Source organism: Frigoribacterium sp. PhB107 (assembly GCF_003751515.1).
GTDB lineage: Bacteria > Actinomycetota > Actinomycetes > Actinomycetales > Microbacteriaceae > Frigoribacterium.
On sequence record NZ_RJKU01000001.1, the window covers coordinates 1,181,625 to 1,206,296 of the forward strand.

The 24,672-nt window shown below is 72.4% G+C and carries 28 protein-coding genes; 10 read left to right on the forward strand and 18 right to left on the reverse strand.

Annotation, left to right across the window (positions count from 1 at the left end):
* Positions 1–10: 10 nt before the first annotated feature.
* Positions 11–1,861 carry a 2-succinyl-5-enolpyruvyl-6-hydroxy-3-cyclohexene-1-carboxylic-acid synthase gene (menD, locus tag EDF18_RS05435; protein ID WP_369878147.1) on the reverse strand — a complete coding sequence of 617 codons (1,851 nt, stop codon included), beginning with the start codon at positions 1,859–1,861 and terminating at the stop codon, positions 11–13.
* A gap of 10 nt (positions 1,862–1,871) precedes the next feature.
* Positions 1,872–2,237 carry a PLD nuclease N-terminal domain-containing protein gene (locus EDF18_RS05440; protein ID WP_123546719.1) on the reverse strand — a complete coding sequence of 122 codons (366 nt, stop codon included), beginning with the start codon at positions 2,235–2,237 and terminating at the stop codon, positions 1,872–1,874.
* A gap of 99 nt (positions 2,238–2,336) precedes the next feature.
* Here EDF18_RS05440 and EDF18_RS05445 point away from each other — a divergent pair, with 99 nt between their 5' ends.
* Positions 2,337–2,642, forward strand: coding sequence for a DUF4229 domain-containing protein (locus tag EDF18_RS05445; RefSeq protein WP_123546720.1), 306 nt, complete (start codon positions 2,337–2,339; stop codon positions 2,640–2,642).
* Between the two features lies 1 nt (position 2,643).
* Here the strand turns inward: EDF18_RS05445 and EDF18_RS05450 are convergent, their stop codons facing one another.
* The 4 genes from EDF18_RS05450 to EDF18_RS05465 all read right to left on the reverse strand — a co-directional run bounded on the left by EDF18_RS05450 (position 2,644) and on the right by EDF18_RS05465 (position 6,435).
* Positions 2,644–3,591, reverse strand: coding sequence for a 1,4-dihydroxy-2-naphthoate polyprenyltransferase (locus tag EDF18_RS05450; protein WP_233568984.1), 948 nt, complete (start codon positions 3,589–3,591; stop codon positions 2,644–2,646).
* Between the two features lie 10 nt (positions 3,592–3,601).
* Positions 3,602–4,789 carry an AMP-binding protein gene (locus tag EDF18_RS05455; protein ID WP_199732330.1) on the reverse strand — a complete coding sequence of 396 codons (1,188 nt, stop codon included), beginning with the start codon at positions 4,787–4,789 and terminating at the stop codon, positions 3,602–3,604.
* Positions 4,790–4,847: 58 nt separating this feature from the next.
* On the reverse strand, positions 4,848–5,756 hold the full coding sequence (locus tag EDF18_RS05460; protein ID WP_123547316.1) for a 1,4-dihydroxy-2-naphthoyl-CoA synthase: 909 nt from the start codon (positions 5,754–5,756) through the stop codon (positions 4,848–4,850).
* A gap of 205 nt (positions 5,757–5,961) precedes the next feature.
* Entirely contained in the window at positions 5,962–6,435 is a 474-nt protein-coding gene (locus EDF18_RS05465) for a hypothetical protein (RefSeq protein WP_123546721.1), read from the reverse strand.
* 39 nt (positions 6,436–6,474) lie between these two features.
* Between EDF18_RS05465 and EDF18_RS05470 the strand changes: the two genes are divergently transcribed.
* Positions 6,475–7,509, forward strand: coding sequence for an o-succinylbenzoate synthase (locus EDF18_RS05470; protein WP_233568985.1), 1,035 nt, complete (start codon positions 6,475–6,477; stop codon positions 7,507–7,509).
* A 139-nt stretch (positions 7,510–7,648) separates the two neighbouring features.
* Here EDF18_RS05470 and ccsB read toward each other — a convergent pair whose 3' ends face one another.
* Genes ccsB through EDF18_RS05495 form a run of 5 tightly spaced genes read right to left on the reverse strand, consistent with a single transcriptional unit; the run spans position 7,649 to position 12,641 of the window.
* On the reverse strand, positions 7,649–8,728 hold the full coding sequence (gene ccsB / locus EDF18_RS05475) for a c-type cytochrome biogenesis protein CcsB (RefSeq protein ID WP_233568986.1): 1,080 nt from the start codon (positions 8,726–8,728) through the stop codon (positions 7,649–7,651).
* Entirely contained in the window at positions 8,725–10,608 is a 1,884-nt protein-coding gene (locus EDF18_RS05480; RefSeq protein WP_123546722.1) for a cytochrome c biogenesis protein ResB, read from the reverse strand. The genes ccsB and EDF18_RS05480 overlap by 4 nt, the downstream gene beginning before the upstream one ends.
* Positions 10,592–11,383 carry a cytochrome c biogenesis CcdA family protein gene (locus EDF18_RS05485; RefSeq protein ID WP_123546723.1) on the reverse strand — a complete coding sequence of 264 codons (792 nt, stop codon included), beginning with the start codon at positions 11,381–11,383 and terminating at the stop codon, positions 10,592–10,594. The genes EDF18_RS05480 and EDF18_RS05485 overlap by 17 nt, the downstream gene beginning before the upstream one ends.
* Before the next feature lie 2 nt (positions 11,384–11,385).
* Entirely contained in the window at positions 11,386–11,994 is a 609-nt protein-coding gene (locus tag EDF18_RS05490) for a TlpA disulfide reductase family protein (protein WP_123546724.1), read from the reverse strand.
* Positions 11,994–12,641, reverse strand: a complete 648-nt coding sequence (locus tag EDF18_RS05495; RefSeq protein WP_123546725.1) for a histidine phosphatase family protein — start codon at positions 12,639–12,641, stop codon at positions 11,994–11,996. The genes EDF18_RS05490 and EDF18_RS05495 overlap by 1 nt, the downstream gene beginning before the upstream one ends.
* A gap of 82 nt (positions 12,642–12,723) precedes the next feature.
* Here EDF18_RS05495 and aspS point away from each other — a divergent pair, with 82 nt between their 5' ends.
* On the forward strand, positions 12,724–14,058 hold the full coding sequence (gene aspS / locus EDF18_RS05500; RefSeq protein ID WP_123546726.1) for an aspartate--tRNA(Asn) ligase: 1,335 nt from the start codon (positions 12,724–12,726) through the stop codon (positions 14,056–14,058).
* 81 nt (positions 14,059–14,139) lie between these two features.
* Here aspS and EDF18_RS05505 read toward each other — a convergent pair whose 3' ends face one another.
* The 5 genes from EDF18_RS05505 to EDF18_RS05525 all read right to left on the reverse strand — a co-directional run bounded on the left by EDF18_RS05505 (position 14,140) and on the right by EDF18_RS05525 (position 15,898).
* Positions 14,140–14,442: a Dabb family protein gene (locus tag EDF18_RS05505; RefSeq protein ID WP_123546727.1), complete on the reverse strand. Its 303-nt coding sequence runs from the start codon at positions 14,440–14,442 to the stop codon at positions 14,140–14,142.
* Positions 14,439–14,705: a glutaredoxin family protein gene (locus EDF18_RS05510; protein WP_233568987.1), complete on the reverse strand. Its 267-nt coding sequence runs from the start codon at positions 14,703–14,705 to the stop codon at positions 14,439–14,441. The genes EDF18_RS05505 and EDF18_RS05510 overlap by 4 nt, the downstream gene beginning before the upstream one ends.
* A 90-nt stretch (positions 14,706–14,795) precedes the next feature.
* Positions 14,796–14,894, reverse strand: a complete 99-nt coding sequence (locus EDF18_RS05515) for a 30S ribosomal protein bS22 (RefSeq protein WP_003792170.1) — start codon at positions 14,892–14,894, stop codon at positions 14,796–14,798.
* 106 nt (positions 14,895–15,000) lie between these two features.
* A complete protein-coding gene (locus tag EDF18_RS05520) occupies positions 15,001–15,195 on the reverse strand; it encodes a helix-turn-helix domain-containing protein (protein WP_123546729.1) in 195 nt (64 codons plus the stop codon).
* 184 nt (positions 15,196–15,379) lie between these two features.
* A complete protein-coding gene (locus EDF18_RS05525) occupies positions 15,380–15,898 on the reverse strand; it encodes a helix-turn-helix transcriptional regulator (RefSeq protein WP_123546730.1) in 519 nt (172 codons plus the stop codon).
* Between the two features lie 34 nt (positions 15,899–15,932).
* On the opposite strand from EDF18_RS05525, the gene EDF18_RS05530 reads away from it, so the two are divergent.
* Positions 15,933–17,390, forward strand: a complete 1,458-nt coding sequence (locus EDF18_RS05530) for a TrkH family potassium uptake protein (RefSeq protein WP_123546731.1) — start codon at positions 15,933–15,935, stop codon at positions 17,388–17,390.
* Entirely contained in the window at positions 17,383–18,054 is a 672-nt protein-coding gene (locus EDF18_RS05535) for a TrkA family potassium uptake protein (protein ID WP_123546732.1), read from the forward strand. Before EDF18_RS05530 ends, EDF18_RS05535 begins: the two co-directional genes overlap by 8 nt.
* 33 nt (positions 18,055–18,087) lie before the next feature.
* Here EDF18_RS05535 and proC read toward each other — a convergent pair whose 3' ends face one another.
* Positions 18,088–18,939 carry a pyrroline-5-carboxylate reductase gene (gene proC, locus EDF18_RS05540; RefSeq protein WP_123546733.1) on the reverse strand — a complete coding sequence of 284 codons (852 nt, stop codon included), beginning with the start codon at positions 18,937–18,939 and terminating at the stop codon, positions 18,088–18,090.
* A gap of 42 nt (positions 18,940–18,981) precedes the next feature.
* On the opposite strand from proC, the gene EDF18_RS05545 reads away from it, so the two are divergent.
* Positions 18,982–19,944 carry a cation diffusion facilitator family transporter gene (locus EDF18_RS05545; protein ID WP_123546734.1) on the forward strand — a complete coding sequence of 321 codons (963 nt, stop codon included), beginning with the start codon at positions 18,982–18,984 and terminating at the stop codon, positions 19,942–19,944.
* Between the two features lie 65 nt (positions 19,945–20,009).
* On the opposite strand, the gene EDF18_RS05550 is transcribed toward EDF18_RS05545, so the two are convergent.
* Entirely contained in the window at positions 20,010–20,474 is a 465-nt protein-coding gene (locus EDF18_RS05550; RefSeq protein ID WP_255416175.1) for a nucleoside deaminase, read from the reverse strand.
* Between the two features lie 56 nt (positions 20,475–20,530).
* Here EDF18_RS05550 and upp point away from each other — a divergent pair, with 56 nt between their 5' ends.
* The 4 genes from upp to EDF18_RS05570 all read left to right on the forward strand — a co-directional run bounded on the left by upp (position 20,531) and on the right by EDF18_RS05570 (position 24,636).
* The gene (gene upp, locus EDF18_RS05555) at positions 20,531–21,163 is read left to right on the forward strand and encodes a uracil phosphoribosyltransferase (RefSeq protein ID WP_123546735.1); all 633 of its coding nucleotides are present in this window, start codon (positions 20,531–20,533) and stop codon (positions 21,161–21,163) included.
* 488 nt (positions 21,164–21,651) lie between these two features.
* Positions 21,652–22,419, forward strand: coding sequence for a winged helix-turn-helix domain-containing protein (locus EDF18_RS05560; RefSeq protein WP_123546736.1), 768 nt, complete (start codon positions 21,652–21,654; stop codon positions 22,417–22,419).
* Positions 22,420–22,747: 328 nt separating this feature from the next.
* On the forward strand, positions 22,748–23,245 hold the full coding sequence (locus EDF18_RS05565; protein ID WP_123546737.1) for a MarR family winged helix-turn-helix transcriptional regulator: 498 nt from the start codon (positions 22,748–22,750) through the stop codon (positions 23,243–23,245).
* Positions 23,242–24,636 carry a deoxyribodipyrimidine photo-lyase gene (locus EDF18_RS05570; protein WP_123546738.1) on the forward strand — a complete coding sequence of 465 codons (1,395 nt, stop codon included), beginning with the start codon at positions 23,242–23,244 and terminating at the stop codon, positions 24,634–24,636. Before EDF18_RS05565 ends, EDF18_RS05570 begins: the two co-directional genes overlap by 4 nt.
* Positions 24,637–24,672: the final 36 nt, after the last annotated feature.

The window sequence follows — 24,672 nt, forward strand, 5'->3', positions numbered from 1 at the left end:
CGCCGCTCGGTCAGCGTGCGAGCGGCACCTCGATCAGCACGGGGCCGTCCCAGGCCCTCGCGAGCGCCTGGTCGAGCTCGGCCCGGGTCGAGGCGAGCACGTGGTGCCAGCCGTACGCGGCGGCCAGCCCCGCGAGCCGGACGGAGTGCGGCGTGAACTGCACGCGGCGCATCGCGTCGGCCGGGGCCGTGGCCGCGACCTCGAGGCCGTCGAAGATCGTCCCGCCTCCGTCGTTGCCGACCACGACCTGCAGCCGGGGCCGCACCTCGCCGTCGCCGAACAGGAGCGAGCCGACGTCGTGCAGCAGGGTCAGGTCGCCCAGCAGCACGCGGGTGACGCCGCGTGCCCGGTCGTCGGCCTGGCTGGCGAGGGCGATGCCGGTGGCCGTCGCCACCGTGCCGTCGATGCCGGCGAGACCGCGGTTGGCGTGGACGCGGATCTTCTTGCCGGGCACGACCTCGTCGACCTCGCGGATGAGGCGGGAGGCGCCGAGGACGAGCCGGTCGTGCGGCCACGTCACGCGCCAGAGGGTCTGGGCCAGGGCGCGCCGGGTCACGGGACGCCGCAGCAGGGCGACCTCACCCCGGAGGAACTCGGCCCGTGCCGAGCCGTCGTCGCTCGTCGCGGCCTCGAGGTCGGGCGCGGCCTCGTCGTCGCCGACGACGCGGCGACCGGAGTGCACCCAGCGACCCACCCAGGCGCGGTGGGCACGGTCGTCGGGCGCGCCTCCTGCGGTCTCGACCACGTCGACGGCGTCGACGACCGTGGCCGATCGGCCCGGGTCGTACGCGTCGGCGGTCGCCCCGCGCACGACGACGACCTCGACGCCCGCGCGCGTGAGGAGGGCAGGGACCTGGCGGGTCAGGGTCGGGTGTCCGAGCACGACGACCCGACGCACGGCGCCGCCGAGCTCGGCGTCGCCGAGCAGCGTGCGGAAGCCGAGGGCGAGGTTCGGGCCGAAGTGGGCTCCGCTCGAGACCTCGGCCACGAGCGGTGCGCCGAGGGCACGGGCGAGCGACTCCGCCTCGGGACCGGCCCCGTCGCCGGCGACGACCACCGTGCCCGGCTCGACGTCGACGTCGACGCGCACGGCGGCGACACGGGCGGCGTCGGACCAGGAGGCGGCGTCGACCGGCTCGGGACGGGCCGCGGGGAGGGAGTCGAGCGCCGCCGACAGCGGCTCTCGGAACGCGACGTCGAGGTGCACGGGACCCGGGACGGCCGGGGCTCCCACGGCCCGGTCGGCGTCGGGGGCGCCGAGGGCCGTCGCGACGGCGGCACGCGCGACCGAGCGCACGGCCGCCGGGTCGACCGGGCCCGACCGGGGAGCCTCGAGGTCGTGTCCGGCGCGGGTGGCGACGCCGAACATGCCGGGCTGCTGCGTGGTCTGGTTGGTGCCGATGCCCCGGAGCTCGACGGGACGGTCGGCCGTCAACACGATCATCGGGACCCCGGAGTGGTGGGCCTCGAGCACCGCCGGGTGCAGGTTGGCGACCGCCGTGCCGGAGGTGGTCACCACGACGGCCGGGACGCCGGACTCGACGGCGAGGCCGAGCGCGAGGAAGCCCGCCGAGCGCTCGTCGATCCGCACCCGCAGTCGCAGTCGGCCAGCACGTTCGAACTCGGCGGCGGCGAGGGCGATCGCCTGCGATCGGGAACCGGGGCTGAGGACCAGCTCGCGGACCCCGGCGTCGACGAGGCCGGCGAGCAGGGCCACGGCGTAGTCGGTGGCGACGCTGCCCGAGGTCGACGGCGAGGCGTCAGCTCGGCCGGCACCGACCTGGTCCGCACCTGTCTGACCGGTGCTCCCCGGCAGTTCCGACTCAGCGACGTCGGGCCGGTCGTCCTCGAGACGTGTCACGGAGTCGGCCTCAGGCGTTGTTCTTGTCGTTCTTGTCGTCACCGTCGAGCTCGGCCAGTTCTTCTTCGAGGCGGCGGATGCGCTCGTCGGTCGTCTCGCGGTCGAGGTCGCTGACCGTCGAGCTCGAACGACCCGAGAACTCGGGGTCGTCGTCGGGGGCGACGAAGCGTCGCGTCTCGGACTGGCCGGACTTGCGCGCACGGCCGATCAAGAACCAGAGGACGGCGCCGATGACCGGCAGCACCACGATCACGAGAGCCCAGAGAGGCTTGTTGAGGGCCCGGAACCTCGACGACTCGGCGAAGAGGCAGTCGATCAGGGCATAGATGATGAACGCTGACGCTGCGACGATCGCCACGACCAAGAACTTCACCATGGACCGAGCATAGGCGGGCCGGCAGGGCGTCGCCTGATGGTGGGCAGGGAGGTGCGCTCAGGGACGAGGAGGCGCAGGTGGCGCGCGTAGACTCGCCGCGTGAAACCCTGGGTCAAGTACACGATCGTCCGCCTCGGCGTGTTCCTCGTCGCGCTGGTCGTGCTCGTGCTCCTGCTGCCGAACCCGTACCTCGCGACGCTCATCGCTGCAGTCGTGGCGTTCTGCGTCTCGTACCTGTTCTTCGCGCCGCTGCGTCGCCAGGTCGCGTTGGAGCTCGCGGAGCGCCGCTCGAAGCCGGAGCCGCTCGACGGCGACAGCCTCGCCGAGGACGCCGAGCTGGCCGAGCGCGACGCCCGCGACGATGAGGCCGCACGCGACGAGCGCAACGCGGGACGCGCCTCCTGATCTAGAAGAAGAGCGCGGCCCCGAGGCCGAGGCCGAACAGCAGCGCCGTCAACGACGACAGCTGCAGGGCGAGGATCAGCTCGCGCGGCGTCTTGCCGGTCACGCCGATGACCGCTGCCGGCACCGCCGTGATGAGCACGAAGTAGACGTACGGCGCGTTGAAGTACAGGAAGCCGAAGTAGACGAGCAGCAGGAACGGCAGCAGCAGGAACAGGGCGTAGAGCGCCCGTGCCACGGTGTCGCCGACGACGACCGCGAGGGTGCGCTTGCCCGCCGCCGCGTCCTGCGGGATGTCGCGGATGTTGTTCACCATCAGCACGGCGCAGGCGAACAGCCCGGCGGCGATGCCGGCGACCCACGCGTCGGCGGGGAACCTGTGCACCTGCACGAAGGCGGTGCCGACGGTGGCGACCAGCCCGAAGAACACGAAGACGAAGACCTCGCCGAGGGCGTTGTAGCCGTAGGGGCGCTTGCCGCCCGTGTAGTACCAGGCGGCGACGACGGCGGCGGCCCCGACCGCGAGCATCCACCAGTAACCGGTCGTCACGACGACGACGAGGCCGGCGAGCGCGGCGAGGCCGAAGAAGACGAGGGCGACGCGCAGGACGGTCCTGGGCCGGACGCTGCCCGAACCCGTCAGACGTGCCGGGCCGACCCGGTGCGCGTCGGTGCCGCGGATGCCGTCCGAGTAGTCGTTCGCGTAGTTGACGCCGATCTGGAGGAACACGGCGATCGCGAGGCAGAGCAGGGCCAGCGGGAGGTCCCAGCTGCCGTTCGCCCGCGCGACTCCCGTGCCGAGTGCGACGGGCGCGACGCCGAGCGGCAGGGTGCGGAGGCGGGCGCCGCCGATCCAGTCGCCGGGCGTGACGCGGCGGGCGCGCTGGGCGCCCGGCCGGCCTCCCGGTCGGCCGCCGCGCTTCTTCTTCTGGGATGTCGTCGCTCGTGCCACGGGACCGATCCTAGTTCCGGGCGGGGTCCTCGCCTGCGACGAGGGCCTCCAGGGCGCGGCGGTCGGGCTTGCCGCTCGCGAGGAGGGGCAGCTCGGGGAGCAGGACGAGCCGGTCGGGCGCCGCGGCGCGGCCGAGGGCTGCGCTGACGACCGCACGCAGCTCGGGCAGCTCCGGGAGGCGGGGCGTCGCGTGCAGCAGGTGCGGCGCAGGGCTTCCCCCCTCACCCACGACCACGACCGGCACCTCGCCCCACCGCTCATGCGGCGCCCGCACGACCACGGCGCCGGCGAGACCGGGCTGCTCGCGGATGAGCCGCTCGACCAGCCCGAGCGACACCTTCTCGCCGCCCGAGACCACGACGTCGTCGAGACGCCCGCTCACGGTGAGCACGCCGTCGTCGGACACGCTGCCGGCGTCGCCGGTGCGGTACCAGCGCTCTCCGTCGCGGACGACGAAGGCCGCCTCGGTGCGGTCGTCGTCGCCCAGGTAGCCGAGGGCGAGCGACGGACCGGCGAGCTCCACCTGCCCGTCGACGACGGCCACCCGGGTGCGGCCGACGGGCACCCCGTCGTAGACGCAGCCCCCGCTCGTCTCGCTCGAGCCGTAGGTGCGGACGACCGCCACGCCTGAGGCGCGGGCCCGGTCGACGAGGGACGCGGGCGTCGCCTGCCCGCCCACCAGCACCGCGGCGAAGCTCCGCGCCGCGTCGGCCACGTCGGCGTCGTGCTCGGCGGCGTCGAGCACCGCGGCGAGCTGGGCAGGCACCAGCGACGCGTAGCGCACGGGGTGCTCGAGGCGACTCGCTGCCTCGGCGAACGCGACCGGGTCGAAGTGCCCCGGCGCGAGGACCTCGGGCTCGGTGCCGGCGGCGATGCTCCGGACGAGGACGTTGGTGCCCGCGACGTAGTGCGCCGGCAGCGCCAGCACCCACTGCCCGGGGCCGCTCAGCGCGCCGTCGGCGGCGGCCGCGCCGGCGAGCACGGCGTCGGCGGGCAGCATCACGCGCTTGGGCACGCCGCTCGACCCGCTCGTCTCGACGACGAGCGCCACGGGCTGCGGCACGGTGGCGGGAAGGTCGGCGGGGACGTGGTCGTCGGTCCGCGGGGCGACGGCCGGACCGCCTGCGAGGGCCTCGCGGAGCGCCTCGAGCACGTCGAGCGGGCGACGCGCGTCGACGGGGAGGAGGGGGCGGGTCACGCGCCGCGCCTCCTCGTGTCGTCTCCTGCCGCCTGCGCCGTCGGCGTCGGCGTCGGCGTCAGTACTGCCACGGGAACGGCGACCAGTCGGGCTCGCGCTTCTCGAGGAACGAGTCGCGCCCCTCGACGGCCTCGTCGGTGCCGTAGGCGAGGCGGGTCGCCTCGCCCGCGAAGACCTGCTGGCCCACGATGCCGTCGTCGGTGGCGTTGAACGCGAACTTGAGCATGCGGATCGCGGTGGGCGACTTGGTGAGGACGACGCGGGCCATGGCCAGCGCCTCCTGCTCGAGGTCGGCGTGCGCGACGACGCGGTTGACGGCGCCCATCTCGTGGGCGCGGTCGGCGCTGTACTCCTCGGCGAGGAAGAACACCTCGCGGGCGAGCTTCTGGCCGATCTGCTTCGCGAAGTAGGCGCTGCCGTAGCCGGCGTCGAACGAGCCCACGTCGGCGTCCGTCTGCTTGAACTTGCCGTGCTCACGGCTGGCGATCGTGAGGTCGCAGACGACGTGCAGCGAATGGCCGCCGCCCGCCGCCCAGCCCGGCACGACCGCGATGACGACCTTGGGCATGAACCGGATCAGCCGCTGCACCTCGAGGATGTGGAGGCGACCCGCCGAGGCAGGGTCGGCCACGTTCGCCTCGGCGCCCTCGGCCTTGTAGCCGTCACGGCCGCGGATGCGCTGGTCGCCGCCGCTGCAGAAGGCCCAGCCGCCGTCCTTGGGGCTGGGGCCGTTGCCGGTGAGCAGGACGACGCCCACGCGGCTCTGCTGCCGCGCGTGGTCGAGCACGCGGTACAGCTCGTCGACGGTGCGCGGCCGGAACGCGTTGCGGACCTCGGGCCGGTCGATCGCGACGCGGGCCACCCGGCCCTCGACGTCGAGGTGGTACGAGACGTCGGTCAGGCCGTCGAAGCCCGGCACCTCTCGCCACTCAGCGGGATCGAACAGGTCGGAGACGGCTGCGGACATGCCCACCAGCCTACGACCGGGCCGCGCTCGGCCGGGCCGGGCCTGGCCGCGTTCGGCCGGGCCGGGCAAGGCTGGGCTCGAGCTACACCTCGGAATCGGCGCCACACCCTCTTTTCCCGGGGTGTATTGCGGCATCCGGGGTGTAGCTCGGCCGCGGCAGACGGGCTGGCGGGCCGGCGGGCCGGCGGGCCGAGGAGGCGGCGCGTCAGAGCGAGGGGACGAGGGCGCCCAGCAGCCAGACGAACACGAACGGGTTCGCGAGGACGCTGAGCAGCACCGCGGCGACCGCCGGCCAGCGACCCCGCCGCGTGGCGACCGCGACGAGCGCGACGACGCCCACCCCGATCGAGGCGAGCATCGTGACGAGGGCGATCGACGCCGCAGCTGTCACGGCGTCGCCCGCGAGCAGGGCGATCGCGAGCCCGTCGAGGGCGAGCAGGACCACGGCGAGCACGAGCAGGACGACGCCCAGCCGCGAGCTGCGGGCCGGGGCGGCGGAGTCGTCGTCGTGCGTCTGGTCGTCGAAGATCGCCAGCCCCTCGGAGTCGGGCTCGGTGCGCTCGGCCCGCTCGGCGGCAGGCCAGGCAGCGTCGGCACGCTCGGCGCGCTCGATACGCTCGGCGCGCCCGGCGGCGGGCGACACGGCGTCGTCGGACGGGGTCAGATCGGGCGCGGCCATGGTGATCGACCCTAGCGGGCGCGGTGCGAGACTGGCGAGGTGACGACGCCCGCCGAGCCAGCCCCGCCGACCGCAGCCCTCCTCCCCCGCACCGAGCTGCCGCCGCTCGACGACCTGCTGTCCGGTGCGCACGTGGTGCAGCTGCCGCTCCGAACGAGGTTCCGCGGCATCGAGGTGCGCGAGGCGCTCCTCGTCCAGGGGCCCCGCGGCTGGACCGAGTTCAGCCCCTTCGTCGAGTACGGGCCCGAGGAGGCGGCGGCCTGGCTGGCGGCGGCCGTCGAGTTCGGCTGGGGTCCTGCCCCCTCGCCCCGCACCTCCCGCGTGGCCGTCAACGCAACGCTGCCCGCGGTCGGGCCCGACGAGGTCGCGGGCGTGCTGGCCCGGTTCCCCGGCTGCCGCACCGTCAAGGTCAAGGTCGCCGAGCGCGGCCAGGCCCTGGCCGACGACGTCGCCCGGGTCGCGGCGGCGCGCGAGCACGTCGGGCCCGAGGGTCGCGTGCGCGTCGACGCCAACGGCGGCTGGACCGTCGATCAGGCCGAGGAGGCGCTGCGAGCCCTGGCCCCGCTCGGTCTCGAGTACGCGGAGCAGCCCTGCGCCTCGGTGCCCGAGCTCGCGGAGCTGCGACGCCGCACGGCCGACCTCGGGGTGCCCGTCGCCGCGGACGAGAGCGTCCGAAAGGCCGCCGACCCGCTGGCCGTCGCCCGCGCCGGTGCGGCCGACCTCCTCGTCGTCAAGGCACAGCCGCTCGGCGGGATCCGCGCGGCCCTCCGGATCGTGTCGGAGGCCGGGCTGCCCGTGGTCGTCTCGAGCGCCCTCGACACCTCGGTCGGCCTGAGCATGGGGGCGTACCTGGCCGCCGCGCTGCCCGACCTGCCCTACGACTGCGGCCTCGGCACCGCGGCCCTGCTGGCCGCCGACGTCACGGGCGAGCCGCTCGTGCCCGTGGACGGCTCCGTCGACGTACGGCGGATCGACGTCGACGTGGACCTGCTGCGGGAGCACGCCGCGCCCGACGCCCGACGGGAGTGGTGGCTGGGACGGGTGCGCGCCTCCTACGGGCTGCTCGCGCGCTGAGGCCCGAGCGGAGCGCCTGCCGCTCCCGAACCACAACTCAGGAGCTGCGGCCGCAGACTTCCTGATTCGTGCACGGATCAGGACGAATGGTCACCCCGGTGCGGGGATCAGGACAGATCTTCCTGAATGAGGAGGCAGGTCAGAGGCCCGAGTAGGCGTGCAGGCCCTTGAAGAAGACGTTGACGACGCCGAAGTTGAACAGCACCGCGGCGAAGCCGATGATCGACAGCCACGACGACCGGGCGCCGCGCCAGCCGCGGGTCGCACGGGCGTGGATGTAGCCGGCGTAGAGGACCCAGATGATGAACGTCCAGACCTCCTTGGTGTCCCAGCCCCAGTAGCGGCCCCAGGCGCGCTCGGCCCAGACGGCGCCTGCGATGAGCGTGAAGGTCCACAGCACGAAGCCGACGAGGGCGACGCGGTAGGCGAGGTCCTCGAGGCGGTCCGCGGCGGGCAGGGTGTCCATGAAGCGGAGGCCGGAGAGCCGCGCCTGCTCGCGCTTCGTCTGGATCAGCTGGGCGATCGAGAGGCCGGCCGCGATCGCGAAGAAGCCGGTGCCGAGGATCGCCACGAGCACGTGGATCACGAGCCAGGCCGACTGGAGCGCCGGCTGGAGCGGGACGACCTCGACGTAGTAGTTGACGCTGCCGATCGCGAGCAGCACCAGGTTCAGGCCCATCACGTAGGCACCGAGGAACGACAGGTCGACGAAGCGACCGGCGACCAGGTAGACCGCGACGATGATCGCCGTGCCCGTGAGCGAGAACTCGAACATGTTGGCCCACGGCACGCGGTCCGCGGCGAGGCCTCGGGTCACGACGCTCGAGACGTGCACGAGCAGCCCGAGCACCATCATCGCCGTGGCGACGCGCTCGAAGCTGGAGCCGCGACGGCGTCGGGTCGAGCCGGGACCGGAGGTGCCGTCGGGGCCGCCAGGGCCGTCGCCCCGGCCGTCGCCCGTCGACACGGCGGTCGCGGCCTCGCGGTCGAGCACGATCGTGCTGCCGCCCGACACGGCGGCGCGGGCCGAGCCGCGACCTGCCCCGCGGGCCGAGCCCGCGCCGGGCCCCGCGGTCGCGGCGGCGCTCGAGGCGGGCGCCTGCTGGTCTTCGCCCGAGCGCTTGGCGAGGTCGAGGGCGAAGGCCACGAACGAGATCGTGTAGATCGCCATCGCCGAGTACACGGCGACGAGCGAGAAGTTGGCGAGGTCTTCGGTCACGGTCGCATCCTACGTCCGGCGCGGCTGGGCGCCTCGGTCGAGCGGGCAGGGTCGTTCGAGGTCGAGCCGGACGGAGACGCAGCGGCCGCGCTCGGGTCGTCGCTCTGGTCGTCGCTGCGGTCGTCGTCGCTCGTCGCGGCACGCGCCGCGTCGGCGGGCACGCCGAGACCGGCGAGGTGCGTCCGAGCGATGTCCCGGACGGCGCGGGCGAGCGTCGGGTCCTCGCCGCGGGCGAGGCCGGCGTACTCGAGCAGGACTCCCCCGTCGGTCGTGGTGGCCTTGACCCAGACACGGCGGCGCGGCACGAACAGCGCCGTGAGCAGGCCGGCGAAGACGAGCCCGGCGAAGAGCAGCACCCAGAGCTGCGACGGGTCGTGGTGCACGTCGAGCGAGGCGAAGCGCTTGACGTCGGAGAGGGTCACCGTTCCGAGGCCGTCGGGCAGGTCGGCCGTGGTGCCGGGCGAGAGCTGCAGCGCCGACTGGTCGGCGGCGGCGCCCGCGATCTCGGTCATGCCGTCGGTGTCGAGGGAGTAGACCGACTGCGGCACGCCCGCGTCGAGGCCGAGGTCGCCCTGGTAGACGTTGAGGCTCAGCACCGGGTTCAGCAGGTCGGGGTAGCTCGAGGCGAGGATGCCCGACCCGTCGCCGGTCTCGACGGCCGAAGGGTAGAAGAAGCCGATCATGCCGATCTGGTCCGACAATCCGTCCGGCACCTTGACGACGCCCTGCGAGGTGAGGTTCGCGTCCTGCGGGAGGAACGGGATGGTGTCGCGGAAGGCGACCGAGCCGTCCGGCGCCTTCACCGTGACGTCGACCGCGTAGCCGTTGCCGAGCAGGTAGACGTTCGAGCCGCCGATCGAGAGCGGGCTGTTGACCTTGATCTCGTGCTCGCTCGTCTCGCCCGACTGGGTCGTCGTGGTCACGTCGGCCGTGTAGTCGAGCGGCTGTCCGAGAGCGTCCGCGTTCGACTCCTCGTAGGTCGTCGTGAACTTGTCGAGCGTGATGTTGTACGGCGAGAGCTGGGAGTCGCTGAACCAGCGGCCGGGGTTGAACGAGTCGTACGAGACGAGGGCGTTCGTGAAGGTCTGGCCCTCGACGACCACGCGCTGACCGGTGTAGCCGAAGCCGCCGCCGATCCCGACCGTGAGCAGCACGCCGACGAGCGCCGTGTGGAAGACGAGGTTGCCGGTCTCGCGCAGGTAGCCGCGCTCGGCGCTGACCGAGTCGCCGAAGACCTGCGCGCGGTACCCCGCGCGCCTCAGCTGCGCGCGGGCCTGCTCGACGACGGAGGCGGGGGCGAGCGCCGCGTCCGCCGCGCCTCCTGCGGTCTGCAGCGTCACGGAGCGGTAGCCAGCCAGCCGCGAGAGCCTCGCGGGCGTCTTCGGCGGCTTCGAGCGCAGGGCCTCGAAGTGGTGCTTCGTGCGCGGCACGATGCAGCCGATCAGCGAGATGAAGAGCAGCAGGTAGACGGCGGAGAACCACGGCGACGAGTAGGTGTCGAAGACGCCGAGCTTGTCGAGCACCGGGAACAGGTCGGGGTGCTCAGCGCGGTACTGGACGACGCCGTTGGGGTCGGAGGTGCGCTGCGGCACGAGCGAGCCGGGGATCGCCGCGACGGCGAGCAGCATGAGGAGGAACAGCGCCGTCTTCATGCTCGTCAGCTGCCGCCAGAAGAAGCGCAGGTAGCCGACGAGCCCCAGGCGCGGCTGGACGATGTCGGCGGAGCCCGCGCCCTGGTCGCCCGGCGTGCGGGCGGGAGCGGAGTCGTAGTGGTCGCTCGGGCGGAGCGGGTCGGACGAGACGTCGGTCACGTCGGCCTGGTCGGGCCCGTCCCCCTGGTCGACCGACGTGCGGCGCTCGGGGTCAGACGATCGTGCCATAGCTCGCGATCACCGCCCCGAGGTGCGACATGAGGGAGGACCAGAGCCCGGTGACCATGAGCAGACCGATGGCGATCAGGATCGAGCCTCCGACGATGTTGACGGCGCGCATGTGGCGCTTGACGAACGAGACGGAGCGCGTCGCCCAGCCGAAGCCGAGGGCGACGAGCAGGAAGGGAACGCCCAGGCCGACGCAGTAGGCGAGCCCGAGCAGCACGCTCGACGTGGCCGAGCCGCTCGTGAACGACAGGGCGTAGATCGCGGTGAGGGTGGGGCCGATGCACGGCGTCCACCCGATGCCGAACACGATGCCGAGCAAGGGGGCGCCGGCCAAGCCGGTCGCCGGGGCGAACCCGGGCTTGATCGTGCGCTGCAGGAACGTGAACTGGCCGACGAAGACGAGGCCGAGCGCGATCACGACGAGGCCCATCAGGCGGACGATCAGGTCGCGCCACTGGATCAGCCAGAAGCCCGCGGCCGAGAACGCGAGGCTGCCGCCGACGAAGACGAGCGAGAAGCCGCCGATGAAGAGGAGGACGCCGATCACCATCCGTCGACGGTCGCGGGAGGCGGTCGAGGAGGCGGTGGTCGTGGGCGTCCCGGCGGCGCGACGACCGCCTCCGGCGAGGCCCCCGACGTAGCCGAGGTAGCCCGGCACGAGCGGCAGGACGCAGGGCGAGAGGAACGAGATCAGGCCCGCGAGCAACGCCACCGGCAGGGCGACCGCGAGCTGGCCGCCCGCGACCGCCTCGAAGAAGGGGTTGCCCTGGTACACCTCTAGGCCTGCTCGGCGACGGCGTCGCTGATCAGGGTCTTCAGCGTGCTGGGGCCGTCGAGGCCGCCGAGCACGCGCGCCGCGATGCGGCCCTGCTTGTCGAGGACGATCGTCGTCGGCACCGCGTTGGGCGCGATGGTCCCGGCGAGGGCGAGCTGGACCGCGCCGTCGTTCGTGTCGACGATCGACGGGTAGGTGATGTCGAACTTCTCGGCGAAGGCGCGGGCGGTGTCGGCCTGGTCGCGCACGTTGACGCCGACGAACTGGACCCCGTCGTCGGCGAAGTCGGTGCTGAGCTGCTGCAGGTCGGGCGCCTCCTTGCGGCAGGGCGGGCAGCTGGCGTACCAGAAATTGAGGACGACGACCTCGCCGTCGTGGTCGGCCCGCGAGAAGTCGTCGCCCTCGTCGGTCGTGCCGGTGAACTCGACCGGGTCGTCACGGTCGGCCTCGGGCACCTCGGTGACCGTGCCGGCGCCGCTGATGTAGTTCTCGGTGCCGCCCGCACGGTACTGCTCGGCCAGGGGGTCCGACTGCGAGGTGCAGCCGGTGAGCACGAGGGCGAGGGCCGAGGCCGCCGCGACGACGCCCACGGCGAAGGAGGGGCGGCGCATCAGACGGCCCCGAGGTCGACGGCACGCTCGAGCAGGTCCGCCGCGGGGTCCTGGTAGCCGACCTCGACGAACCGCCCGCCGTGCCGCTCGAGCGTCGTGATGCTCGAGAGGGAGCAGCGACGACGACGAGGGTCGTGGAAGAGGCGGGCGCCCGTCACGCTGCGGTGCACCATCCAGATCGGCAGCTGGTGGCTGACCAGCACGACGTCGCCCGAGTCGACGCTCGACCAGGCCTCGTCGACGGCCGCGAGCATGCGCGCCGCGATGCTGACGTAGGCCTCGCCCCAGCTGGGCTTGAGCGGGTTGACGATCCACGGCCACTCGGCTGGCACGGCGAGCTGCTTCGCGACGGTGAAGTCGGAACGGCGGCCCTCGTACTTGTTCGTCGGCTCGATCAGGCGCTCGTCGACCTGCACGTCGAGGTCGAACGCGGCAGCCCAGGGCGCGGCGCTCTCGCGGGTGCGCTGCAGCGGGCTCGCGACGACGGCGGCGACGGGGGCGCCCTGCGCCTGCAGCATCGCGGCCGAGGAGGCGGCCATCCGGTGGCCGAGCTCGCTGAGCCCGAAGCCCTGGAGTCGGCCGTAGAGCACGTGGTCGGGATTGTGCACCTCGCCGTGGCGCACGAGGTGGATCTGCTGGGCGGGCATGGCCACCAGTCTAGATCGGGCCTGCACTCCCACCTCCCTCACGGGAGGCCGAAAGCTCGACGTCGCGGTAAACTCTGGCCCCGTGATCGAACGCACCCTCATCAGCGACCTCTCGCCCCTCCCCGACGGCCCCGTGACGGTGTCCGGTTGGGTCGACACGGTCCGTGACCAGAAGAAGGTGCAGTTCGTCGTCCTCCGCGACGAGTCCGGCGCCGTCCAGCTCGTCCGTCCCCGCACGGCCGCCGACGTGCTCGCCGAGGCAGGCGAGACCGACGAGATCGCCGACGCGATCTCGGGCCTCTCGCAGGGCAGCTTCGTGACGGTCACGGGCCAGCTCAAGCACGACGAGCGCGTCAAGCTCGGCGGCATCGAGGTGAAGATCGACGGCCTCGTCGTCGACAGCCTCGCCGACCCCGAGACGCCGATCGCCGCCGACAGCGGGATCGACAAGCGGATGGACTGGCGGTTCCTCGACCTGCGCGTCCCTCGCAACGCCCTGATCTTCCGTGTCCAGACCACCTTCGAGCACGCGATGCGCACCTACTGGGTCGAGCGCGGCTACGTCGAGGTGCACACCCCCAAGATCATGGCGTCGGCGAGCGAGTCGAACGCCGAGCTGTTCAAGGTCGAGTACTTCGAGGGCAGCGCGTTCCTCGCGCAGAGCCCGCAGTTCTTCAAGCAGATGGCCCAGTCGGCCGGCTTCGGCAAGATCTTCGAGATCGCCCCGGTCTTCCGTGCCGACCCCTCGTTCACCTCGCGCCACGCGACGGAGTACACGAGCGTCGACGCCGAGATCAGCTACGTGGACAGCCACGAAGACGTCATGCAGATGCAGGAGGAGCTGCTCGTCGCCGCGTTCACCGCCGTCGTCGAGAAGCACGGTGCGGCGATCAAGGAGCTGTTCGACGTCGACCTGGCGGTGCCGACGACCCCGTTCCCCCGCATCCCCCTCGCCGAGGCGAAGCAGATCGTCGCCGACCGCGGCTACGTCGTGCCCCGCGCGGACGCCGACATGGACCCCGAGGGCGAGCGCCAGATCGCGGCCTACGTCAAGGAGACGTTCGACCACGACTTCGTGTTCCTCACGGACTACGACGCGTCGATCCGGCCGTTCTACCACATGCGCCACGAGGACGACCCCCAGCTCACGAAGAGCTACGACCTCATCTACAACGGCACCGAGATCACCACGGGCGCCCAGCGCGAGCACCGCGTCGACGTGCTCGAGGCCCAGATCCGCGAGAAGGGCATGAAGCCCGAGGAGCTCGGCGGCTACCTCGACTTCTTCCGCTACGGGGCCCCCTCGCACGGCGGCTTCGGCATGGGCCTGGCCCGCGTGCTGATGCTCATGCTGCACCAGCCGAACCTCCGCGAGGTGACGTTCCTGTTCCGCGGACCGACCCGCCTCACGCCGTAGGGAACGAGGGCCCGAGGGCCCGACGTCGAAGGAGGCGCGGTGCAGGGATGACCTGCACCGCGCCTCCTTCGTCCTGCCTGGTCAGGCCTCGTAGTCGATGGCGCCGCGTCCGGTGACGAGCGTGCGGATCTCGGCCGCCGCCTCCTGGTGTGCCGGGTGGACGACGTACGCGTCCAGACCCGCTGCGTCGTCGAACTCGGCGACGACCGCGACGTCGCCGTTCGTGTCGGGGTAGGCGACGTTGCGGACGACCTCGAGCGAGCGGATCGACTCGACCGTGCCGACCAGGCCGGTGAGCAGCTCGTCGATGCGCGCGGCGGCGTGCTCGCGCGACGCGTCGTCGGTGGCGACGAGGTTCCAGATGACGACGTGCTTGACGGTCATGCGAGGGCCTTCCGGAGGGCGGTTCGGAGGCGCTCGGGCTCGACGCGCCAGATGGTGTGCACGCGGTCGTCGAGCAGGACGACCGGGATCTCTTCTGCGTACTCGGCGCGCAGGGCCTCGTCGCCGAGGATGTCGGTCTCGGCGTAGCCGAGCTCGGCCGCCGCGAACTCGGGCTCGGCCAGCACGGCGTCGAGGGCGGCGCGCGCCTCGTCGCAGAGGTGGCAGCCGGGCTTCGTCAGCAGGGAGATGCGGGGAACGGGCACGCCCTCGACCCTAGCGGCTGGCCTCGACGACCTGCCCTCAACGAGAAGTGGCCCCCGACCGAACGGTCGAGGGCACACTTCGCGCATCGTCTACTTCTTGTTGCGACGCTGGTGACGAGTCTTGCGAAGCAGCTTGCGGTGCTTCTTCTTCGCCATGCGCTTGCGACGCTTCTTGATGACAGAACCCATAGAGGACCTCACTGATTCATGGATCGGACGACCGGGTCCGAAACAGAACCGCGGAAAAATGCCTCGGGTCAGTGTACTAGGGCGACCCGTGATTGTCGAAAGCGCGTCAGCCGACGTCGGCGACGCCGTTCTGCAGGACCGCCGCGACGGCCGACTCGGGCACGCGGAACGACCGGCCGAAGCGGATCGCGGGGAGCTCGCCCGAGTGCACCATCCGGTAGACGGTCATCTTCGAGACGCGCATCATGCCGGCCACCTCGGCGACGGTGAGGAACCTCACGTCCGAGAGATCGTGGGTCACGTCGCCTCCTGGGGCTGGTGGTCGGCAGAGCCCGACGACGACGCCGGTGCAGGAGCGACAGGAGGTGTTCCTGTGACTCGTGGTCACTCTAGGGGCGCGTGTGCCGCGGGTGCAACGGTCGCGGGCACCGCCGGGGGACGACGCGGCGGCAGGCCTCCCGCCGGGACGGGTCGGGGCGCGGGGCTCAGCGCCCGAGGCGCTTGCGGACCGGGTCGATCACGCGCTCGTCCAGGGCGCTCTGGGCGTCGTGCAGCGCCGAGGAGGCGCGGTGCTGCGCATCGGCCACGGCCCGTCCCAGCCCGCTCGCGACGTCGGTCGCGTCCGGCAGCGACTCGGCGGCCCGCCGGATCGGTGCCGGCACGCTCGCGCCGGCCCAGGCGGCGAAGGCCCCCGACGCGGCGTCGAGGCCACCGGCGAGGTCCGCCCCGAGGAACGGCACGAGCCAGTCGTCGACCGCCTCGAGCGGCCCGGTCTCGATGCCGTAGTAGCGGTGCTGCCCGTCCTCGCGCACGTGCACGAGCCCCGCGTCGCGGAGGACCCGGAGGTGCTTGGAGACGGTCGGCTGGCTCAGCCCGAGCGCCGTCACCATCTCGCCGACGCTGACGTCGCCGGTGCGCGAGTCGGCGGAGACGTGGGCGTCGAGCAGGACCGTGAGGATGTCCCGGCGCGTGCCGTCGGCGATCACGGCGAAGATGTCGGGCATGCAGCCACAGTAACGACGACGGGCCGGATGTACCATGACGGCTGTGACGCGCGCCTCCGTCGCGCCGCGGCGCGGACCCTCCCCCGGCCCCCGGGGCGTGTTCCACCGCCTGTCCGACTGGGTCGACGACATCGGCCGCAAGTCGCCCGCGCGCTTCGCGATCCTCATCTTCACCGGGCTGATCCTCGTCTTCACGGTCGTCTTCTCGCTGCCCGTCTCGTCCGCGGACCGCACGGTGACCCCGCTGGCCGACTCGCTCTTCACCGCGGTGTCCGTGATCTGCGTGACGGGCCTGGCCACCGTCGACATGGCGACCCACTGGTCGCTCTTCGGCCACGTCGTGATCTTCGTCGGCGTGCAGATCGGCGCCATCGGGGTGCTGACCCTCGCCTCGATCATGGGCCTCGTCGTCTCGCGGAAGCTCGGCCTCCGGGCGCGGCTGATGGCCGCCGGGGACAGCAACCCGCTCCGCGCCCACGCGGGCCCGGTGCCGGAGGGCCAGGCGGTCCGCCTCGGCGAGATCGGCGGCCTGCTGACGACCGTCGCCCTCAGCTCGTTCGTGATCCAGCTCGTGATCGCGCTGCTGATGATCCCCCGGATGGTCATCGACGGGATCGCCCTCGGCGACGCCGTGCTCGACAGCTTCTACTACTCGGCGATGGCCTTCACGAACACCGGCTTCACGCCCAACGCCGAGGGCCTGGCCGCCTTCGAGAACGACTACTGGTTCCTCAGCCTGATCATGGTCGGGGTGTTCCTCGGCAGCATCGGGTTCCCCGTGATCTACGCCCTGGCCCGCAACCCGCGGAACCCCCGCCGCTGGTCGGTGCACGTCAAGCTGACCCTGCTGACGACGGCCGTCCTGATCGTCTTCGGCATGGTGCTCTACATCGTGCTCGAGTTCGACAACCCGAAGACGTTCGGCGGCATCGAGGCCGGTCCGACCGTGTTCCAGTCCCTGTTCCTCAGCATGATGACGAGGTCGGGCGGCTTCTCGACGATCCAGATCTCGGACCTCAACGGCTCGTCGCTGCTCGTGACGGACATGCTCATGTTCATCGGCGGAGGCTCGGCGTCGACGGCCGGCGGCATCAAGGTCACGACCCTGGCCGTGCTGTTCCTCGCCGCCTTCGCCGAGGCCCGCGGCCAGCGCTCGATGGAGGCGTTCGGCCGTCGCATCCCCAGCGACGTGCTGCGCCTCGCGGTCAGCGTCGTGCTCTGGGGCGCGACGATCGTGGCCGTCTCGAGCATCCTCATCATGCACATCACGAAGGAGCCGCTCGACCACGTGCTCTTCGAGTGCATCTCCGCCTTCGCGACCTCCGGCCTCAGCACGGGGCTCACGGACCGGCTGCCCGACTCCGCGAAGTACATCCTCGCGGTCACCATGTGGATGGGGCGCGTTGGTACAGTGACGCTCTCCGTCGCCCTGGCCGCCAGCCAGCGACGCCAGCTGTTCACGAGAGCCGAGGAGCGACCGATCGTTGGTTGACAGGATCAAGCACGACGCGCCGGTGCTCGTCATCGGCCTCGGCCGCTTCGGCGCCGCGACCGCAGGCCAGCTCGAGCGGCAGGACCGCGACGTTCTCGCCGTCGACACCGACGCCGGGCTCGTGCAGAAGTGGGCCGACCGGGTCACGCACGCCGTCCAGGCCGACGCCCGCAGCATCGACGCGCTCAAGCAGATCGGCGCGCAGGACTTCTCCATCGCGGTCGTCGCGGTGGGCTCGTCCATCGAGGCCAGCGTGCTCATCACGGCCAACCTCGTCGACCTCAAGGTGCCTCAGATCTGGGCGAAGGCGATCAGCCAGTCGCACGGCAAGATCCTCGCCCGGATCGGCGCGAACCACGTCATCTACCCGGAGCGCGAGGCCGGCGAGCGCGTCGCGCACCTCGTCTCGGGACGCATGCTCGACTACATCGAGTTCGACGACGCCTTCGCGATCGTCAAGATGTACCCGCCGAAGCCGGTGCGGGGCGCCTCCCTGGCCGCCTCGAACATCCGCACGAAGTACGGCGTCACGGTCGTCGGGGTGAAGAGCCCGGGAGGCGCCTTCAAGGAGGCGACGCCCGAGACGGTCATCAGCAACCACGACCTCATCATCGTGTCGGGCGACAGCCGCACCATCGAGAAGTTCGCGGCGCTCGAGGGCTGACGCCCTCAGGGGGGGCGACGCGGTCGGGCGGCCTCAGCGGCCCTCGGCGATCTCGCGGTTGCGGGCGAGCGCGGCCTGCGCGGCTCGGCCGAAGAGGTCGGCGAGTCCGCCCTGCTCGAGCACGGCGACGGCGCGCTCGGTGGTGCCGCCGGGGCTGGTGACTCGCCTGCGGAGCTCTGCGGGTGCCTCCTCGGCGGGTGTCAGGTCGCTCGCGGCGAGCAGCTCGCTCGCTCCCCGGAAGGTGCCCTGGACCATCGTCGCGGCCTGGGCGGGCGTGAAGCCCAGGCCGACCGCCGCCTCCTGCAGGGCCTCGACCAGCAGGTAGACGTAGGCGGGACCGGAGCCCGAGATCGTGCTCAGGGCGTCGATCTGCGACTCGGGCACGACGACGACGTCGCCGACCACCTCGAAGAGCCGCCTCGCGAGCGCGAGGTCGTCGTCGGACGAGCGCGAGCCGGCGCTCAGGCCCGTGACGCCGAGGCCGACGTGCGACGGGGTGTTGGGCATGGAGCGGACGACGGCGACGGACGCGGGCAGCGCCGCCTCCATCGTGGCCGTGGTGACGCCCGCCGCGAGGCTCACGACGACGGCGTCGGGCTCGAGGGCCGGGGCGATCTCGGTCAGCAGGTCGACGACCATGTGCGGCTTCACGCCGATCAGCACCAGGCGGGCGCCCTCGACCGCAGCCGTGTTGGCGCCGGGGTCGGTCTCGGTGGCCAGGGAGGTGACGCCCTGCTGCCGGAGCGGACCCGCCTTGGCCTCGGTGCGGTTCGTGACGCGGATGCCTCCCTCGACGACGACGTCCGGGCCGAGCAGGCCCGCGAGCACGGCACCGCCCATCGAGCCGGCTCCGAGAACTGCGGTGGCGGGGAGAGTCGTGACCATCGGGCCATCCTAAGATCGACGCAGACACGAGGGGACCTCCACATGAGCACGTCCGGCGGCAACAAGGCGATCTTCGCGGCGCTCGGCGCCAACCTCGGGATCGCGGTGACGAAGTTCGTCGCCTGGTTCTTCTCGGGGTCGTCGTCCATGCTCGCCGAGGGCGTGCACTCCCTGGCCGACTCGGGGAACCAGCTGCTGCTGCTGCTCGGCGGCAAGCAGGCCCGCAAGGCCGCCGATGCCGAGCACCCCTTCGGCTACGGCCGCGAGCGCTACGTCTACGCCTTCGTCGTCTCGATCATCCTGTTCAGCGTCGGCGGCGTCTTCTCGCTCTACGAGGGCGTCGAGAAGCTCCGCGAGCCGCACCCCCTCGACGTGCCCTGGCTGCCCGTCCTCGTGCTCGCGATCTCGCTGGGCCTCGAGAGCTTCTCGCTGCGCACCGCGATCAAGGAGGCGCGCCCCGCCAAGGGCGCACAGAGCTGGCCCGCCTTCATCCGCCGGGCCAAGGCGCCCGAGCTGCCGGTGGTGCTGCTCGAGGACGCCGCCGCGCTGCTCGGCCTCAGCTTCGCCATGATCGGCGTCGTCCTCACCTGGATCACCGGGAACGGCGTCTTCGACGCGATCGGGACGCTCGCGATCGGCCTGCTGCTCGTCGCCGTCGCGGTCGTGCTGGGCATCGAGACGAAGAGCCTGCTGGTGGGCGAGGGCGCCTCCGCCGGCGACGTCGAGGCCATCCGCACCGCGATCACCGCCGGCCCCGAGGTCGAGCAGATCGTGCACATGAAGACCCTCTACCTCGGCCCCGACGAGCTGCTCGTCGCCGTCAAGGTCGCCATGGACGGCCGCACGGCGCTGCGCGACGTGTCGTCGACCATCGACGCGATCGAGGCACGCGTGCGCGAGGCCGTGCCGATCGCGCGGGTCATCTACGTCGAGCCCGACGTCTGGCACGAGCCGGACCGGGTCGACCCGCCCACCGACGCGATCGTGATCAAGGCCGCCGACTAGCGGCCGCACCCGCGACTGCACCTGCACCGGCGGGGGCGTGGGCGTGGGCGGGTCGGCACCGCGGACTAGCGGCGCTCGGCGAAGAACGCGTCGAGCTGGGCCCGGCACTCGGCCTCGCGCACGCCGGCGAACACCTCGGCGCGGTGCGGCAGCCTGCGGTCGCGGAGGATGTCGTAGACGCTGCCCGCGCCTCCTGCCTTCTCGTCCCACGCGCCGTAGACCACCCGCGGCACACGCGCCGCGAGGATCGCACCGGCGCACATAGGGCACGGCTCGAGCGTGACGACGAGCGTCGTGCCGGTCAGGTGCCAGTCGCCCGTGTGCCGGGCCGCGGCCCGCAGGGCGAGGACCTCGGCGTGCGCCGTCGGGTCCTGCAGCAGCTCCCGCTCGTTGCGGCCCGTGCCGATCACCTCGCCGGAGGCGTCCAGCACGACCGCGCCCACGGGCACGTCGTCGGACGCCCGGCAGCCCTCGGCCTGGGCGAGCGCGTCGCCCATCCACGCCTCGAGCTGCGACGGGACGAGGGGCACGGCGACGCTCCAGGGACGGGACTCGCGGGCCGGTCGACTCCGCTACCGTGGAGCCTATGCGAGTGCACGTAGCGGACCACCCCCTCATCACCCACAAGCTGACCGTGCTCCGCGACAAGAACACGCCGTCGCCGACCTTCCGGGCCCTGACGGAGGAGCTCGTCACGCTGCTCGCCTACGAGGCGACGCGCGACGTGCGGACCTCCCCCGTCGAGATCGAGACGCCGGTCGGCCCGGCCACCGGCCTCGAGATCAGCCAGCCGCGCCCGCTGGTCGTGCCGATCCTGCGCGCCGGCCTCGGCATGCTCGAGGGCATGACGAAGCTCGTCCCGACCGCCGAGGTCGGGTTCCTCGGCATGGTCCGCGACGAGGAGACGCTGCAGCCGACGACCTACGCCGAGCGCCTGCCCGACGACCTCTCGAACCGCCAGTGCTTCGTGCTCGACCCGATGCTCGCGACGGGCGGCTCGCTCATCGCCGCCATCGACTACCTGCTCGACCGCGGCGCGGTCGACGTCACCGCCGTCTGCATCCTCGCCGCCCCCGAGGGCCTCGCGGCCGTCGAGGCCGCGATGGAGGGACGCGACGTGCACGTCGTCCTCGGCGCCGTCGACGAGAAGCTCGACGAGAACGGCTACATCGTGCCCGGGCTGGGCGACGCGGGCGACCGCCTCTACGGCCTCGCCTGAGCGACCCAGCTCCTGCACGACCCGAGCGCCCGATCCGGCCACGCCCTCGCGGCGTGCGCACGGATCGGGCGCTCCGTCGTGTCGCCTTGACACGCGTCCGGCCCCTGGCCGAGAATCGCTCCATGACTTCCCACGTGTTCGCTCCGACCTCCCTCGAGGCCTTCGGGAGCGCCGGCATCATGATGCCGATGCACGCGGTCATGTGTCGAATGTGTGCCTGACCCGGCCACACACCTCGCCGAGTCGCAGCTGCTGACACCGCCAGCTGAGCTCACGTCCCCACCCGGACGTCGAGTCATCGACTCCCGGACGATCCGCGTCGTCACCCGACGCGCGTCTGGACGGTGCACCGCACCGACTGCTCGTGACGCACGGCACCATCGCCGGCGGGATCGAGCACCGACACACATCGAGCACGACGCTCCTGCCCCTGGCCGCCGCCCGGCACGGAGTCGTCCTGCCGCCCTCCCGCAAGGACCCCGCCTGTCATGTCCCTCATCCTCGACCGCCCCGTCACCGCAGCCCGCACCGTCTCGCCGGCCCGCACCTCCTCGACCGCTGCTCCGCTGAACCGGACCGCAGCTGCCGCCGCCGCCGCCACTGAGGCCTCACCCGCGGAGCCGGCTGCTCCCCGACCCCGCGCCCTGCCGGAGGGCACCGAGGCCCGCGGCTTCGCCCTCTACGTCGGCATCGACGAGGTCACCGCCGCCCAGACCGGCACCGAGCTCGGCGACATCGTGGCGCAGATCAAGGCGCTCGTCGCCCAGATCGCCCCGGCCGCCGAGACGCACGCCGCGGTCGCGATCGCCCCCACCGGCGCCGGCGGCCGGGACGTCGACGTCGTCCGCCTCGCCCTGCAGGACCCGTCGGCCGTCGCCGCCCGTCGCCAGGCCGCCGAGGTGGCCGAGGAGCCCGGCGCCCGCGGCGGCGTGGTCGTCGACATCTCGCGCAAGCGCGTGCTGCTCGACGGCGAGGCCGCGAACCTCACCTACAAGGAGTTCGAGCTGCTGCAGTACCTCGTGCTCCGCGAGGGCCGTACGATCGAGCGCTCCGAACTGATCGGGGGGCTCTGGGCCGACGGCGACGACGAGGTGCCGAACGAGCGCACGATCGACGTCCACGTGCGTCGCCTCCGCGCGAAGCTCGGCGCGTTCGAGGACGTCGTCCGCACCGTGCGCGGCGCTGGCTACCGCTTCGACCGGCACGCCGACGTCTCGATCCGCCGCGCGTCGACCCCCTCGCCCGACCTCTTCTAGGACCCCAGCACGGTCGTCCGATCGGGGTACGCGGCGGGGGGACGACCGTGTGGTGGGCGCTCGCGGAGAGTTCCCAGGAAAATAACGTTTCGATAACTAGACGACCGTTACCTGGCCGTTATATCGTGAGCGGGTCGAGGTCGTTTGCTGTGGCGGCCGAGGCAGGATGTGATTGCAGGACAACTCTGGTGCAAGGGAATGAAGGCCGGTCGCTCAGCGACCGGCCTTCTGTCGTTCCCGGACGCGTGCGCGGCCACCGGCCCCTCGTCGGCCCCGTGTCGGCCGTCTTCCCTAGACTCTCGAGAGGACCGCGAGCACGAGGAGCAGCATGAGCGACACAGCGGTGGCCGTCGGGGCCTGGGAGTCGCTCTTCCGGGCACAGGTCACGGTGATGCGCGAGCTGAACGCGCGCTTCCCCACCGACGAGATCTCGTTCAACGAGTACGACGTGCTGTTCAACCTGTCGAACCAGCCGGGCCGCAGCGCGCGCATCCGTGACCTCACGCGTCACCTCCTGCTCACGCAGCCGAGCATCAGCCGGCTCGTCGACCGTCTCGCCTCGCGCGGGATCGTCGCGAAGCACAGCGACCCGGGCGACGGCCGCGGCATCATCGTGTCGATGACCGACGAGGGGTCGGCGCTCTACCGTCGCACCGCGGTCAGCCACGCCGCCGCGATCGCCGAGCGGGTCGGCGGCAGCCTCGACCACGACGAGCTCGTGGCCCTCACCGACCTCTGCACCCGACTGCGCGCCGGGTCGTCCGGCGGCGACCCGGAAACCGACGAGGGCGCCGTGTCGGCGCCCGGGACGGACGGCACCGCGTGAGCACCGCCTCCTCGACCACCAGCCCGACGATCGTCTGGCTGCGCGACGACCTCAGGATCGCGGACAACCCCGCGCTCGACGCGGCGGTCACTCGCGGCGGCCCCGTGGTCGTGCTCTACCTGCTCGACGAGCAGTCGCCGGGCATCAGGGCGCTCGGCGGCGCCGCTCGCTGGTGGCTGCACCACAGCCTCGCCTCGCTCGACCACGACCTCCGCGAGCTCGGCGCCTCGCTGACGCTGCGCCGGGGCGCGGCGGCCACGGAGGTGCCCGCGCTCGTCGCCGAGACCGGCGCCGGCGCCGTGTCCTGGAACCGCCGCTACGGCCTCGCCGCCCGCGAGGTCGACGCGGCCCTCAAGTCAGCGCTGCACGACGACGGCGTCGACGCCCACAGCTTCCAGGGCTCGTTGATGTTCGAGCCGTGGACGGTGCAGACCGGCTCAGGCGAGCCGTTCAAGGTCTTCACCCCGTTCTGGCGCGCGTGCCTCAGCCGGCCCGAGCCGCGGGAGCCGCTCGCCGCGCCCGAGCGGCTCACGGCGCCCGACGCGCTCCCCGCCAGCGACGACCTCGACTCCTGGCAGCTGCTGCCCACGCAGCCCGACTGGGCCGCGGGCCTCCGCGAGACGTGGACGCCGGGCGAGTCCGCCGCCCTCGACGTCCTCGAGGAGTTCGCGACCGGGCACCTCGCCGACTACGAGCAGCGGGACTTCCCCTCGCAGGAGGCGACCAGCCGTCTCTCGCCCCGCCTCCGCTGGGGCGAGGTCAGCCCGTTCCAGGTCTGGCACCGCATGCAGGCCGACCTGCCCGCCGCCTCCCGCGAACAGGCGCAGGGGTTCCTCCGCGAGCTGGTCTGGCGCGAGTTCAACCACACCGTGCTGTTCGCGAACCCGCACCTCGCGACGAAGAACTACCGGCCCGAGTTCGACGCGTTCCCGTGGGAGGACCTCCCCGAGGCCGACCTCGACCGGTGGCGGCGGGGCACGACCGGCGTCCCGCTCGTCGACGCAGGCATGCGCCAGCTCTGGACGACGGGCTGGATGCACAACCGCGTGCGCATGGTGACCGCGAGCTTCCTGGTCAAGAACCTGCTCGTCGACTGGCGCGTGGGCGAGGCGTGGTTCTGGGACACCCTCGTCGACGCCGACGAGGCGAACAACCCCGCCAACTGGCAGTGGACGGCCGGCTCGGGCGCCGACGCGGCACCGTACTTCCGGGTCTTCAACCCCGAGCTGCAGGCCAGCAAGTTCGACGGGCACCGCGGCTACGTGCGCGAGTGGGTGCCCGAGGTCGACGACGACGCCTACCCCGAGCCGATGGTCGACCTGAAGCAGTCCCGACGCGAGGCGCTCGACGCCTACGAGAAGATGCGGCGCACCCCGCCGCCCGCTGCCTGACGCTTCCTGCCTGACGCGCCCCGCCTCCCGACGAGA